Origin of the sequence: Streptomyces sp. NPDC086519 (assembly GCF_040686075.1) — a bacterium.
Classification (GTDB): domain Bacteria; phylum Actinomycetota; class Actinomycetes; order Streptomycetales; family Streptomycetaceae; genus Streptomyces; species Streptomyces shenzhenensis.
Genome location: NZ_JBFBJL010000019.1, coordinates 156,756 through 170,816, shown reverse-complemented (window position 1 = coordinate 170,816; position 14,061 = coordinate 156,756). Strand labels below are relative to the sequence as shown.

Here is a 14,061-nt window from a genome sequence, read left to right as displayed (position 1 = left end):
AGGTCCCGCCAGATCTTCGGGCTGATCGCGGAGGCGCACGGACGTCGGCGCAGACGACGACAGACGTCGTGCGCGGGTGCCTGCCAGGGGGGCACGCACCGGACCGCCTTCGCGCCGCCTCGGAGTGGGGACTCCTTCGGCCGGGAGGCCCGCCGACGCGCACGGTCTCCCGGCGGCGGCCCACAGCAAATCCAGCCCGGACCTTGGCCACAACCCTCGTGCCGGTCGGGCTCTCTGCGGCATTCATACGGCCCGGTTGCCGTCGGCGTCAAAGTGTCGTCAAACAAAGCTGAGGAGCCATCAGGAACCCGTCAACGAACACCGCCGGTGGCCGGAACCGGTCGCAGACTGATCGGTAACGGGGGGACGGGCACACCGTCCGTGGCGTGACGTTGGAGGGACCGTGACTCTCACGGCCGGATCGGCGCAGGGTTCTCGGACCGGGGAAGGCGCACCACCACGAAGAACGGCGGCCGCCCCGTCAGGGGGCAGCCCCGGTCCACGGCAGCGAGGGGTTTCGCGTACGGCCGGGCCGGGTCCGGGACCGCGCCCGGGGCGGCAGGCCGGGGCCGCGCGGGCCGCTCTGCGCCGCCGCTACTGGGCGTCCGTGCCCGCGCGGCTGCGCCTTCTGCGCGCGGCAACGGTCCTGCTCGCCACCGCCCTCGCCGTACTTCTGCTGGTGGCGGGTCTGGGCGCCCTCGGCACCTGGAGCGGGGTGGCCGGCCGGGACGCGCCCCGTACCACCAGCGCGGCCGACCTCGACCTGGCCCTGAACGACATGGACGCCCAGGCCGCCAACATCCTGTTGTCCGGCGGTGACGCGGGGAAGGGGCGCCTGGAGACGCCGTACACGAAGGCCGTCGGCTTCTACGGCGACGCCCGCAAGGAGATCGGGCATGATCTGCGCACCCTCGCCGTCGCCGCCCAGGGCAGCGCGGTCGACGAGAGGACCGTGGAGTCGCTGACCGACGGCTTCGCGGAGTACCAGGAGCTGATCGGCCGCGCCCTGGAGAACGACGGCCGTCGCGGCGGCAGAGCGGCCGCCCTCGCCGACTACCGCCGCGCGACCGACCTGCTGCGCACCCAACTCCTGCCCGCGGCAGGCACCTTGGTGTCCTCGAACGACGCGGCCTTCGAAGTCGAGTACACCTCGGCCCGCTCCAACCTCTCCGCGCAGCTCGCTGCCGTGCTGGCCCTCGGCGTACTGCTGCTGACCGTGCTGGGTGTGCTTCAGTGGTATCTGGCCCGCAGCTTTCGGCGCGTCCTCAACCCCGGGGTGCTGGCCGCGACGGTCTGCGCGCTGCTCGCCGTGATCCTCGGCGGTCAGCTGCTCTCCGCCTCCGCCGGCCACCTGCGCGTGGCCCGGCACGACGCCTTCGACTCCGTCGTCGCCCTTTCCCGCGCCCGTGCGATCGCCTACGACGCCAACGCCGACGAGAGTCGCTACCTGCTGGACCCGCAACGCCGTGAGCAGTACGCGGCGGCGTTCCTCGCCAAGTCCCAGCAGTTGTACGGCCTGAAGGGCGTGACCCTGTCGACGTACGACTCCGAGCTCGCCACCACCTGGCAGGCGTACGAGTCCGACCACCGCGACCTGCGTTTCACCGGCGAGTTCCGGCGCGAGCTGGCCAACATCACCTTCCCCGGTGAGCGGGCCGCGGCGGAGCAGACGGTGCGGGCGTACGCCGTCTACCAGCGTGATGACCGCAGGGTCCGTGCGCTGCTGGTGGCGGGGAGGGAGCAGGAAGCGGTCGAGTTCTGCATGGGCTGGGAGCCGGGCACGTCCAACGCGCACTTCGGGGCGTGGATGACCGCCCTGGACAGGGTGACGGCCATCAACCGCGCCCATTTCACGTCGTCCGTCGGCGCGGGACGGTCGGCGGTGGGCGGCCTGCTGCCGTGGGCGGGTGGGCTGCTGTGCGCGGCGATGGTCTTTGCCGGGCTGGGGCTGCGGCCACGGCTGGCGGAGTTCCGCTGACAAACGCAGGACACCGCACCCCCTGGGCGCGGCAAACTGCGCGAGTAAGCCCAGCGGACCCGCCGACGGCGGACGACCCGCAGGGACCGGGCTTGCCCCAGCGGAGCGCTACGCGTCCGACAGCCGCGCCTCCTCCAGGTCCAGCCACCGCTGCAGCCTGCGGCGGGTGGTGTCGCTGATGGTGTGGGCGTCGTAGAGGCGCTTGAGTTCGGTGGTCTCGACGGTGATGAGGTCGCGGCGGAGCTGACGGTAGACCAGGTCGGCGGACTCGGTTGTGGCCGGCGTGCCGTTCTGGTCCGTGAGCCGGTCGCGGGCGTCGTCGAGGCGGGCGGCCAGGCCGCGGCGGAGCCGGTCGAGGACGACGTCCGGGACGACCTCCAGCTCCGCGAGCTCCTCCAGGCGGGCCAGTCCGGCGTGGGCGAGGTGGGAGCGGGCCTCGGCCTCCTCGCGGGCGGTGTGGGCGGGTTCCAGGGCGATGCCGGAGGCGCGGACGGCCGGGGCGAGGGTGAAGCCCTGGACGACGAGGGTGACGACCACGACCGAGGTGGTCAGGACCAGGACCAGGGGCCGGTCGGCGAGCGGGGTGCCGTCCTTCATGACCTCGGGGACGGACAGGGCGGCGGCCAGCGGCATCACCCCGCGGGTGCCCGCCCAGGTCAGCACCATGGGCACCCGCCAGTTGACCCGGCCGATACCGCCCTTGCGCTGGACGACCGCGGACAGGGGCGCGAGCCAGAGCAGGCGGACGGCGATGAGGGTGGCGGCGACCGCGAGCGCGTACAGCGGCCAGGCCCGGTCGCCGTCGGCCAGCGCTCGCACCTGGGTGGGGAGGGCGAGCCCGATCAGGCTGAAGACGACGCTTTCCAGGAGGAAGACGACCGTGCCGTACACGGCGTGCAGCTGGAGTCGTATGCGGGCGTTGGTGAGCCGGTCGCCCCGGCCGCCGAGGACCACACCGGCGACGACGCACGAGGTCACGCCAGAGGTGTGTGCGGCCTCCGCCAGCAGGTAGGCGGCGTACGGGGTGACCAGGGCTGTCACCGTCTCCAGCACCGGGTCCTCGGTGCGGCGGCGGATCAGGGCGATCACGCCGGCCACCGCGGCGCCGATCAGCGTGCCGCCGCCCGCGAGCACCAGGAACTCCCCGCCCGCCGCCCCCCAGTTCGCGGCGGCGGAGGCCACGGCGATGCCGGCCGCCACCCGGACGAGTACCAGCGAGGTCGCGTCGTTGAAGAGGCTCTCGGCCTGGACGAGGACCTGGACCCTGGGCGGCAGCGCGAGCCGGCGGCCGAGCGCGGTGACCGCGACCGGGTCGGTGCTGGCCAGCACCGCGCCCAGCACGAACGCCATCTGCCAGGACAGGGGCGTCACCAGCGCCGCCACCGCGCCGACGGCGGCAGCGGAGGCGAGCACCAGCCCTATGGCGAGGATGCCGACCGGCTTCCATACCGCGTGGAGCTCACGCCAGGGCATCTCCTCGGCGGAGGCGTACAGCAGCGGCGGGAGGACGACGAGGCCGATGACATCCGGGCTGATCTCGATCTGCGGGGTGCCCGGCAGCAGCGCCACCGCGAGACCGGCGACCACGAGCAGGGAGGGGGCGGGGATGCGCCAGCGGCGTGCGAAGGTGGCGACCACCGTGGCGAGGACCACGAGGGCGAGAACCGTACCGACGCTGCGCATGCCGTCCCCTTGGAACCTGAACGGGAACCACCGTGACTCCCGGCCGACCAGACTTCCCGGCACACCAGGCATCACCCTATCGGGCCAGGTCACGTCAAGACAGTGTCAAGGTCCCCGGGGCCGGCGCCAAGGAAGCGCTAACAACCGCGCCGACCGGCCCGCGAAGCGGCTTCCTTGGGAGGAGGGACCCCTGTGCGCGGGGGAGTTGAACCAGTGAGCGGAGCGCGTCGGCGGCGATGAGTGACGTACGGCCCGGACGACTGAAGGTGTACCTCGGGGCGGCTCCGGGGGTCGGCAAGACCTACCGGATGCTCGACGAGGGGCGGCGCCGCGCCTCGCGCGGGGCGGATGTGGTGGTGGGGTTCGCGGAGTGCCACGGGCGCCCGAGCACCGAGGCGATGCTCGACGGCCTGGAGGCCGTCCCCCGAACCTCCTGCTCCTACCGCGGTGGCCACTTCCAGGAGATGGACCTGGCCGCGCTGCTCACGCGTCGGCCGCAGGTCGCGATCGTGGACGAGTTCGCCCACACCAACGTCCCAGGTGAGAGCCGCAACCCCAAGCGATGGCAGGACATCGAGGCGCTGCTGGGCGCCGGTATCGACGTGATCACCGCGGTGAACATCCAGCACCTGGAGTCCCTCAACGACGTGGTCGAGAAGATCACCGGGGTGCCCCAGCACGAGACCGTCCCGGATGAGGTCGTACGGCGTGCCTGGCAGATCGAGCTGGTGGACATTCCACCCGAGGGACTGCGCCGCCGGATGGCACACGGCAACATCTACGCGCCCGAGAAGGTCGACGCGGCCCTCGCCAACTACTTCCGGGCCGGCAATCTGACCGCGCTACGGCAGCTGGCGCTGCTGTGGACGGCGGACCGGGTCGACGAGGCGCTGCACGAGTACCGCGCGCAGCACGGCATCGGCCGGGTGTGGGAGACGCGCGAACGGGTGGTCGTCGCCCTGACCGGAGGCCAGGAGGGGGACACGCTGATCCGGCGGGCCGCCCGTATCGCGGACCGGTCGGCGGGCGGCGACCTGCTCGCCGTCCACGTGGCCCGCAGCGACGGCCTCGCGGCCGGGGTCTCGCACGCTTCGCTGGCCCGGCAGCGCCGGCTGGCCGAAGATCTCGGCGGTAGCTACCACTCGGTGGTCGGCGACGACGTGGCCGCCGCCCTCGTCGAGTTCGCGCGGGCCGAGAACGCCACCCAGCTCGTCCTGGGCACCAGCCGCCGCGGCCGGCTCGCCCGGTTCCTGACCGGGCCCGGCACCGGGGAGACGGTCACCGAGCTGTCCGGCGACATCGACGTGCACCGGGTCACCCATGAACGGGCCGGGCGCGGCACACTCCTGCCGTCGAGGCGCCGCACGCTGTCGACGGCCCGGCTGATCGCCGGTCCGGTGGCCGGGCTGGTGCTTCCGGTGCTGCTGACGGTCGTGCTCGCCCAGCTACGGGGCACGCTGAACCTGACCAGTGAGGCCCTGCTGTTCCTGCTCGCCGTGGTGGGCGTGGCCTGCATAGGCGGGGTCGTCTCGGCGGTGATCGCCTCGGTGACCGCGTCCCTGCTGCTCAACTACTGGTTCATCCCGCCCATCGGCGCCTTCACCCTCGACGACCCGAACGCTCTGCTGGCCCTTGCCGTGTTCGCGGTCGTGGCCGCGACCGTGGCCGCCGTGGTGGACCGGTCGCTGCGCCTGTCACGCCGCTCGGCACGGGCGACGGCCGAGGCGGAGACCATGTCGTCGCTGGCCGGCAGCATCGTGCGCGGCGAAGCGACCATCCCCGCCCTGCTGGAGCGGACCCGGGAGACCTTCGGGATGGAGTCGGCCGACCTGCTGGACGAGCCGCCGACCGCGCCCGGGGTGACAGCTGTCCCCGCGGGCCCCGGCGCCTGCCTCGCGCTGCGGGGCCGCACCCTGTCGTCGTCCGAACGCCGGGTCCTGGCCGCGTTCGCCGCACACGTGGGCTCCGCCGTCGAACGGGCCCGGCTCGCCGAGGCTGCCGCCGAGGTGGAGCCGGTGAAGGCCGCCGACCGGCTGCGCACGGCCCTGCTGCGGGCCGTCGGCCACGACCTGCGCACCCCGCTCGCTGCGGGCTGGGCCGCGGTCACCTCCCTGCGCAGCCGGGACGTGGACTTCTCCGCCGAGGACCGCGACGAACTCCTCGCCACCGCCGACGAATCCATGGCCAAGCTCAACCGGCTGGTGGAGAACCTCCTCGACCTCAGCCGTCTGGAAGCGGGCGCGCTTTCCCTGAACCTGAGGGCCACCTCGCTGGAGGAGGTGCTGCCCATGGCACTGGCGGACGTCCCCGGAGTGGACGTGGCGGACGTGGCGGAGATTCCGGCGGTGCTGGCTGATCCGCCCCTGCTGGAACGGGTGATCGCCAACCTGGTCGGCAACGCCGCCCGCCACACGCCACCAGGAAAGAAGGTACTGGTCACCGCGAGTGCCCTGGCGGGCCGGGTGGAGCTGCGGGTCGTGGACCGCGGGCCAGGTCTGCCCGTCGACGGCCGGGAGAGGCTCTTCGAGCCCTTCCAGCGGCTCGGCGACACCGACAACACCACCGGCCTCGGCCTCGGACTGGCCCTGGCCCGAGGACTGACGGAAGCCATGAACGGCACCCTCACCCCCGAGGACACCCCCGGCGGCGGCCTCACGATGGTCGTGTCAATGCCGTTCGCCGCGCAGGCCCTGAGTGCCGTACCGACCGAGCGCAGTGCAGGAGGCATGTGATGAGCACAGTGTCCGGCAGTTGGAAACTGCACCGTGGGGGAGGGACCCGTGTCACGCCCCGGTCCTGGCCGCTGCGGGACCGCCTTGCCCTGACGGCGGGCCTGGCCGCCCCCTTCCTGGTGGCCCTCGCGCTCGTCCCGTTCCGTACGGGCCTGTCGCACACGAACGCCGCACTCGTCCTCGTCGTCGTGGTCGTCGCGGTGGCCGCCCTCGGCAGCCGTACCGCAGGAGTGGTCGCGGCCCTGTCTGCGGCGGCCTGGTTCGACTTCTTCCTCACCCGGCCTTACGAGACGTTCGACATCACCGCATCCGCCGACATCGAGACGGCGGTACTGCTCCTGGCGGTCGGTCTGACCGTGTCTCAACTGGCCGCCCGCGCGCGGCGTCTGGAGGTCATCACGGTGACCGACGCGGGGTACCTCGCGCGGATCCACACCACGGCCGACCTCGCGCGGTCCGCCCGCTCCACGGACACCGTCGTCGACCACGTACGGCACGAACTCACCGACATCCTCGGCCTGCGCGCCTGCCGCTTCGAGTACGGCACGCTCCTGGGGCAGCCGCCACGCCTGCGGAGCAACGGCAGCCTGACGGTGGGCAAACGCCCCTGGGACGTGGACGCCGCCGGCTGGCCCGAGGGCGAGATCGAACTGCGCACCTACGGCAACGGGCACTACCTCGGCCGCTTCATGCTCACCCCCGGCCCGGGACAGGTACCCCCGCTCCAGGCCCGGCTCGTGGCGGTGACGCTCGCCGACCAGACCGGGTCGGCGCTGGACACCGCCGGGCCGGTCAGGAACGGCTGAGGCTCATTCCAGGCCGGAGGCTCTGAACACGGCGTGGGCGGTCTCCTCGTCCACGCGCAGGGCGACGCGATGCAGGGCGGTCGTGCCGCACAGCAGCGAGCCCTCGGCGGCGGCCTTCCGCGCGCCCGCGTCAAGGCGCGCCCACAGTTGCGGATTGCGCACCAGGACCTCGGGGTCGATCTCGACGCGGCCACCCAGGGCGTCCCGCAGCAGAAGCCGTTGGGAGATGCCGTCCAGGCAGCGGACCGACACCAGCCGGTCCGTGCGCACCCGGCGCTCGCGCACCAGTCCGCGTGCCACCAGCCAGTTCCCGCCTGCGGACACCCGGGCGGGACACAGGAGGACGAAGAGCAGCCCGGCGAGAAAGAGCCACAGCGCGGAGCGCCACGCGGTGATCCGGCCGGAGCCCCAGTCGAGCAGCAGCAGGAGCGCCAGCAGTACGCCGGCACAGCGGGCGGCGGCCCACAACTCCCGTCTCCACTCGACGTCGTTCGCCGCCTCGTCGGGTCCGTCCGCAGGTGCGTCGAGCGGTCCTCCGTACTCGTCCTCATGGGTTCCCACGGTGTCGACGATAGTGACCGGAAGAATCCGACCGGCACCCCTTTGATGCGTTACTGACGCCTCTCCGGCGGTTCCTTGCGCTTGGCCGCGGGGCGCGTCACCTGTGCCGCGGCATACGGCAGTCGCGCAGATCACATGACCGTCAAGGTCCCGTCAAGGTCGACGGTTCCGGCGCGAAGATGCCGCAAGGAACAGTCGGACGCGGCGGGAGCCGGACAGAACCTGGGTGCAGCCGTGCGTACTTCAAGCCTTGTGCGCGGCCGGAGAAAGAAGGAGCACGCGCCCATGTCCGTCCTGACCGTCGAGCCGGATGCCGTACCCGCCGGCAACGAGCCGCCTGATACCGGCGAGCGCCATCGCCTGACCGCCGTCACGGGGCTCGCGGCCCTGTCGCTGGACGCGATGGCGTCGGTGGCCTACGGGCCCGAGGCGATCGTCCTCGTGCTGGCCGTCGCCGGCGCGCACGGTCTCGGCTTCACGCTGCCGGTCACGCTGGCCATCGCCGCGTTGCTGGCGGTGCTGGTGGCGTCGTACCGGCAGGTGATCGCGGCCTTCCCGGACGGCGGTGGCTCCTACGCCGTGGCGAAGACCCACCTGGGCGCACGCACCAGCCTGGTGGCGGCGGCCTCCCTGGTGCTGGACTACGTGCTCAACGTCGCCGTCGCCGTCACGGCCGGCGTGGCCGCCCTGACTTCCGCCTTCCCGGCTCTCTACGGCGACCGGTTGTGGCTGTGCCTGGCAGTGCTCGCCCTGATCACGGGCGTCAACCTGCGGGGCATCGTGGAGTCCGCCAAGGCGTTCATCGTGCCGACGGTCGTGTTCGTCGGCTCGATCTTCGTGCTCATCGCCGTCGGACTGTTCCGCTCCCACCCTGTCAGCACCGCCACCGCGGCCGGTCACGCCTCCGTGCTGGCCGACAACGCCTCCAGCGTGGGCGCACTGCTTCTGCTGAAAGCTTTCGCCTCAGGTTGTGCCGCGCTGACGGGTGTGGAGGCCATCGCCAACGCCGTCCCTTCCTTCCGCGTCCCGCGCGTCAGGCGGGCCCAGCGAGCGGAGGTCGGCCTCGGGGCCGTCCTCGGTGTGATGCTGATCGGTCTGTCGGTGCTGATCGGCCGCTTCCACCTCCAACCGGTCGAGGGCGTCACTGTCCTCGCCCAGTTGGCGGACGCCTCGCTCGGCCACAACTGGGCTTTCTACGTCATCCAGTTCGCGACGATGATCCTGCTGGCGCTGTCCGCGAACACGTCCTTCGGCGGGCTGCCGGTGCTGCTGAAGCTGCTGGCCCGGGACAACTACGCCCCGCACGTCTTCGCCCTGAAGGCCGACCGTCAGGTGCACCGGCACGGCGTGCTGGCCCTGGCGGTCGTCTCGGCGGCGCTGCTCGTGTTCTCCGGCGGCGACACCAACACGCTCGTGCCGATGTTCGCGATCGGCGTCTTCGTCGGCTTCACCATCGCCCAGATCGGCATGGTCCGGCACTGGCGGCGGGAACGCAGGGCGGACGGGCGGGAGGTGCACAGTCCCGGATGGCGCGGCAAGGCCCTGCTCAACGGCTTCGGCGCGCTGCTCACCGGTGTCGCGACCGTCGTCGTCACAGCGAGCAAGTTCGAGGAGGGCGCCTGGCTGATCGTGATCGCCCTGCCGCTGCTCGTGGTCGCCTTCGAGACCGTGCACCGCGCCTACGGCCGCATCGGTGAACGGCTGGGCCTCGGCCGCATACCGGAGCCACCGCACCGCGAGCGCTCCCTGGTGATCGTCCCCGTCTCGTCCCTGTCCCGGCTGACGTCGGAGGCTCTCACGGCGGCCACCTCCCTCGGCGACGAGGTCCGCGCGGTGACCGTGTGCTACACGGACCCCGAGGACCGCGCCGCCCTGCACGCCCTGGAGCGTGCCTGGGCGGAATGGGACCCTGGGGTGCCGCTGGTCCGGCTGGCCTGCGAGCGGCGCGGCCTGGGCCGTCCCATCGCCGCATACGTCCGGGAGACGGCCGCCGCCGAGGCGGGCGCGCGGGTCACCGTGCTGATCCCGGAGTCCGAGCCGGAGCGCTTGTGGCAGCGGCTGCTCCAGAACCAGCGGGGGACCGTGGTCGCGCATGCCGTACGGCGTGAGTCGGACGCGGTGATCTGCCGGCTGCGCTTCAGGCTGTGAACCGGGTCACCGCCGGTCACAGCGGCCTTACTGGTCGGTACGAGTCAGGGCCGTAAGAGTCCCGTCAAGGCCGTGCGCACTGCCGTAAGAGAGCCGTCAACGGGTGGCCGAAACCGGCCGGAGAGGCGCTTTCCTCTAAGCGTCCGTTCCAACCGAACCTCACTTCAGGAGTTCGCGATGGCCGATCTGGCCTTCGTCGTCGCCACGGTCGCGGCCTTTGCGCTGGTGGCTCTCGTCGCCAAGGGGGTGACGAAGCTGTGACCGCCGAGAACATCGTCGGCCTGGTCGTGGCCGTCGCCCTGCTGGGTTATCTCGTCCTCGCCCTGATCTTCCCGGAGAGGTTCTGAGCCACGACATGAGTCCCGTACTCGCAGGCTTCCTCCAGCTGCTCGCACTCATAGGCGCGCTGGCCCTCGCCTACATCCCGCTCGGCACCTACATGGCCAAGGTGTACTCCTCCGACAAGCACTGGCGGGTGGAGAAGTGGATCTACAAGGCCATCGGTGCCAACCCCGACACCGAGATGCGCTGGCCCGCCTATCTGCGCGGGGTCCTCGCCTTCTCGGCCGTCAGCGTTCTCTTCCTGTACCTGCTGCAGCGGCTCCAGGGCATCCTGCCCGGTTCGCTCGGCTTCTCCTCGGTCAACCCGGCGCAGTCGTTCAACACGGCCGTCTCCTTCGTGACCAACACGAACTGGCAGTCGTACTACGGCGAGCAGACCATGGGGCACGTCGTGCAGACCGCCGGTCTGGCCGTGCAGAACTTCGTGTCGGCGGCTGTCGGTATCGCCGTCGCGGTCGCGTTGGTGCGCGGGTTCGCGCGCTCACGCACCGGTGAACTCGGCAATTTCTGGGCGGATCTGGTGCGCGGCACACTGCGGATCCTGGTGCCGGGCGCGGCGATCGCCGCGATCGTGCTGGTCGCCTGCGGTGCGATCCAGAACTTCTCCGGTATCCACGAGGTCGGTCAGTTCCTGGGCGGCTCGCAGCAGTGGAACGGCGGCGCGGTCGCCTCCCAGGAGGCCATCAAGGAGTTCGGCACGAACGGCGGCGGTTACTTCAACGCCAACAGCGCCCACCCCTTCGAGAACCCGACCCCGTTCACCAACCTGTTCGAGATCTTCCTGCTGCTGGTGATCCCGTTCTCCCTGACTCGCACTTTCGGTGTGATGGTCGGCTCGGTGAAGCAGGGCTACGCGATCCTCGCCACGATGTTCACCATCTGGGTCGGCTTCGTCGCCCTGATGATGTGGACCGAGTTCGCCCACCACGGTGCGGCGCTCCAGGCCGCGGGTGGGGCGTACGAGGGCAAGGAGGTCCGCTTCGGGGTCGGCTCCTCGTCGATCTTCGCGGTGTCGACCACGCTCACCTCGACCGGGGCGGTGGACTCCTTCCACTCCTCCTTCACCGGCCTCGGCGGCGGCATCACCATCCTGGGCATGCAGCTGGGCGAGATCGCCCCCGGTGGCACCGGTTCCGGTCTCTACGGCATGCTGATCATGGCGGTCATCGCGGTGTTCATCGCCGGTCTGATGGTCGGCCGTACGCCCGAGTACCTGGGCAAGAAGATCGGCTCCCGTGAGATCAAGCTGTCGGCCTGCTACATCCTGATCACCCCGGCCCTGGTGCTGATCTTCACGGCTGCTTCCATGGCGCTGCCGACCCCGCCGCACTCCATGCTGAACTCCGGCGCGCACGGCTTCTCCGAGGTGCTGTACGCCTTCAGCTCCGCGGCGAACAACAACGGCTCGGCCTTCGCCGGGCTGAACGCGAACACCGACTGGTTCAACACCATGACCGGACTGGCGATGCTGCTCGGCCGTTTCCTGCCGATGGTGTTCGTCCTGGCCCTGGCCGGCTCGCTCGCCGAGCAGAAGCCCGTCCCGGCCACGGCCGGCACCCTGCGCACCGAGAAGCCGCTCTTCACCGGCCTGCTCGTCGGCGCGATCCTGATCATCACCGGTCTGACCTACTTCCCGGCCCTGGCGCTGGGGCCGCTCGCCGAGGGGCTGGCGTCATGACCACCCGTATAGAGAAGTCAGAGGACTCCATGTCCACAGTCACCCCGACCCGGGCGCCGCACAGCGACGTCCCCACCGGGCACAAGCCCGCCGAGGGCCGTGTCGGCGCGGGCCTGTTCGATCCCAAGCAGCTTTTGAAGTCGCTGCCGGACGCCTGCCGCAAGCTCGATCCGCGGGTGATGGTCAAGTCGCCCGTGATGTTCGTGGTGTGGGTCGGCTCCGTCCTGACCACGGTCTTCTCCCTCAAGGACCCCGGCGACTGGTTCGGCTGGACCATCAGCGCCTGGCTCTGGCTGACCGTGATCTTCGCGAACCTCGCGGAGGCGGTCGCCGAGGGCCGCGGCAAGGCCCAGGCGGACACCCTGCGCAAGGCCAAGACCGACACGATCGCGCGTCGGCTCGTCGGGGACACCGAGGAGCAGGTGCCCGGCACCGAGCTGAGGATCGGTGACCTGGTCGTCTGCGAGGCCGGCGACATCATCCCCGGTGACGGAGACGTCATCGAGGGCGTCGCCTCCGTCGACGAGTCGGCGATCACCGGTGAGTCGGCTCCGGTCATCCGCGAGTCCGGCGGTGACCGCAGTGCGGTGACCGGCGGTACGAAGGTGCTGTCCGACCGGATCGTCATCAAGATCACGACGAGGCCGGGCGAGACCTTCATCGACCGGATGATCAGCCTCGTCGAGGGCGCGGCCCGGCAGAAGACGCCGAACGAGATCGCGCTGAACATCCTGCTCGCCTCGCTGACCATCGTCTTCCTGCTGGCCGTCGCCACCCTGCCGCCCTTCGCCGACTACGCGGGCACCCACCTGACGATGGTCGTGCTGGTCGCCCTTCTCGTCTGCCTGATCCCGACCACCATCGGCGGGCTGCTCTCCGCGATCGGCATCGCCGGCATGGACCGGCTGGTCCAGCGCAACGTCCTCGCCATGTCCGGGCGCGCGGTCGAGGCCGCCGGGGACGTCTCCACGCTGCTGCTCGACAAGACCGGCACCATCACCCTCGGCAACCGGCAGGCGTCCGGGTTCGTGCCGGTCAGCGGTACGACGGAGGCCGAGGTGGCCGACGCGGCCCAGCTGTCGTCGCTGGCCGACGAGACGCCCGAGGGCCGCTCCGTCGTCGTCCTGGCGAAGGAGAGGTACGGGCTGCGCGAGCGGCACCAGGGCGAGCTGGCGCACGCCGAGTGGATCGCCTTCACCGCCCAGACCCGGATGTCGGGTGTGGACGTCGACGGCCGGAAGATCCGCAAGGGCGCGGCCGGCTCGGTCATCGCCTGGGTCCAGGAGCAGGGCGGCACCGTCGCCGAGGACGCCGGCACCCTCGCGGCTGCCATCTCCCAGGCGGGCGGCACTCCGCTGCTCGTCGCGGTCGAGGACGCCGAGGGCGCCCGGATCCTGGGCGTCATCCACCTCAAGGACGTCGTCAAGGACGGCATGCGCGAGCGGTTCGGGGAACTGCGCCGCATGGGCATCAAGACCGTCATGATCACGGGCGACAACCCGCTGACCGCGAAGGCGATCGCCGAGGAGGCGGGCGTCGACGACTTCCTCGCCGAGGCCACTCCCGAGGACAAGATGGCCCTCATCAAGCGGGAGCAGGCGGGCGGCAAGCTGGTCGCGATGACCGGTGACGGCACCAACGACGCGCCCGCGCTGGCCCAGGCGGACGTCGGCGTCGCGATGAACACGGGTACGTCGGCCGCCAAGGAGGCCGGCAACATGGTCGACCTCGACTCCAACCCGACCAAGCTCATCGAGATCGTCGAGATCGGCAAGCAACTGCTGATCACCCGGGGCGCGTTGACCACGTTCTCGATCGCCAACGACGTCGCGAAGTACTTCGCGATCATCCCGGCGCTGTTCGCGGCCGTCTACCCGGGCCTGGACAAACTCAACATCATGCACCTGTCCTCGCCCGACTCCGCGATCCTGTCCGCGGTCGTCTTCAACGCGCTGATCATCATCGCGCTGGTGCCGCTCTCCCTGAAGGGCGTGCAGTACCGGCCGGTCAGCGCCGACAAGATGCTCCGGCGCAACCTCACGATCTACGGCATCGGCGGTCTGATCGCGCCGTTCATCGGCATCAAGATCATCGACCTGCTCATCTCCCTCATCCCCGGAATCGGCTGATCGC

The 14,061-nt window shown here is 71.1% G+C and carries 9 protein-coding genes; 7 read left to right on the top strand and 2 right to left on the bottom strand.

Annotated features, from left to right (window positions below; genetic code table 11):
• Positions 1 to 607: 607 nt before the first annotated feature.
• Positions 608 to 1,978 carry a hypothetical protein gene (locus AB0P24_RS20260; protein ID WP_365795816.1) on the top strand — a complete coding sequence of 457 codons (1,371 nt, stop codon included), beginning with the start codon at positions 608 to 610 and terminating at the stop codon, positions 1,976 to 1,978.
• 108 nt (positions 1,979 to 2,086) lie between these two features.
• On the opposite strand, the gene AB0P24_RS20255 is transcribed toward AB0P24_RS20260, so the two are convergent.
• Complete coding sequence (locus tag AB0P24_RS20255) at positions 2,087 to 3,661, bottom strand: Na+/H+ antiporter (protein ID WP_365795814.1); 1,575 nt, start codon at positions 3,659 to 3,661, stop codon at positions 2,087 to 2,089.
• A 236-nt stretch (positions 3,662 to 3,897) separates the two neighbouring features.
• On the opposite strand from AB0P24_RS20255, the gene AB0P24_RS20250 reads away from it, so the two are divergent.
• Positions 3,898 to 6,393 carry an ATP-binding protein gene (locus tag AB0P24_RS20250; protein WP_365795812.1) on the top strand — a complete coding sequence of 832 codons (2,496 nt, stop codon included), beginning with the start codon at positions 3,898 to 3,900 and terminating at the stop codon, positions 6,391 to 6,393.
• Entirely contained in the window at positions 6,393 to 7,199 is an 807-nt protein-coding gene (locus AB0P24_RS20245; RefSeq protein ID WP_365795810.1) for a DUF4118 domain-containing protein, read from the top strand. Before AB0P24_RS20250 ends, AB0P24_RS20245 begins: the two co-directional genes overlap by 1 nt.
• 3 nt (positions 7,200 to 7,202) lie before the next feature.
• Here AB0P24_RS20245 and AB0P24_RS20240 read toward each other — a convergent pair whose 3' ends face one another.
• On the bottom strand, positions 7,203 to 7,760 hold the full coding sequence (locus tag AB0P24_RS20240) for a hypothetical protein (protein WP_365795808.1): 558 nt from the start codon (positions 7,758 to 7,760) through the stop codon (positions 7,203 to 7,205).
• A 285-nt stretch (positions 7,761 to 8,045) separates the two neighbouring features.
• Between AB0P24_RS20240 and AB0P24_RS20235 the strand changes: the two genes are divergently transcribed.
• The 4 genes from AB0P24_RS20235 (at position 8,046) to kdpB (ending at position 14,057) form a co-directional block, all read left to right on the top strand.
• A complete protein-coding gene (locus tag AB0P24_RS20235) occupies positions 8,046 to 9,908 on the top strand; it encodes an APC family permease (protein ID WP_365795806.1) in 1,863 nt (620 codons plus the stop codon).
• A 257-nt stretch (positions 9,909 to 10,165) separates the two neighbouring features.
• A complete protein-coding gene (gene kdpF, locus AB0P24_RS20230) occupies positions 10,166 to 10,255 on the top strand; it encodes a K(+)-transporting ATPase subunit F (RefSeq protein WP_016434100.1) in 90 nt (29 codons plus the stop codon).
• Between the two features lie 8 nt (positions 10,256 to 10,263).
• A complete protein-coding gene (kdpA, locus tag AB0P24_RS20225; protein ID WP_365795804.1) occupies positions 10,264 to 11,928 on the top strand; it encodes a potassium-transporting ATPase subunit KdpA in 1,665 nt (554 codons plus the stop codon).
• Positions 11,925 to 14,057 carry a potassium-transporting ATPase subunit KdpB gene (gene kdpB, locus AB0P24_RS20220; RefSeq protein ID WP_365795802.1) on the top strand — a complete coding sequence of 711 codons (2,133 nt, stop codon included), beginning with the start codon at positions 11,925 to 11,927 and terminating at the stop codon, positions 14,055 to 14,057. The genes kdpA and kdpB overlap by 4 nt, the downstream gene beginning before the upstream one ends.
• The last annotated feature ends 4 nt before the right edge of the window (positions 14,058 to 14,061 follow it).

Excerpts from the sequence above, each read along its gene's own strand:
- kdpB (WP_365795802.1), top strand. The coding sequence starts at position 11,925 with ATGACCACCCGTATAGAGAAGTCAGAGGACTCCATGTCCACAGTCACC.
- kdpA (WP_365795804.1), top strand. The coding sequence starts at position 10,264 with ATGAGTCCCGTACTCGCAGGCTTCCTCCAGCTGCTCGCACTCATAGGC.
- AB0P24_RS20245 (WP_365795810.1), top strand. The coding sequence starts at position 6,393 with ATGAGCACAGTGTCCGGCAGTTGGAAACTGCACCGTGGGGGAGGGACC.
- AB0P24_RS20250 (WP_365795812.1), top strand. The coding sequence starts at position 3,898 with ATGAGTGACGTACGGCCCGGACGACTGAAGGTGTACCTCGGGGCGGCT.
- AB0P24_RS20235 (WP_365795806.1), top strand. The coding sequence starts at position 8,046 with ATGTCCGTCCTGACCGTCGAGCCGGATGCCGTACCCGCCGGCAACGAG.
- AB0P24_RS20255 (WP_365795814.1), bottom strand. The coding sequence starts at position 3,661 with ATGCGCAGCGTCGGTACGGTTCTCGCCCTCGTGGTCCTCGCCACGGTG.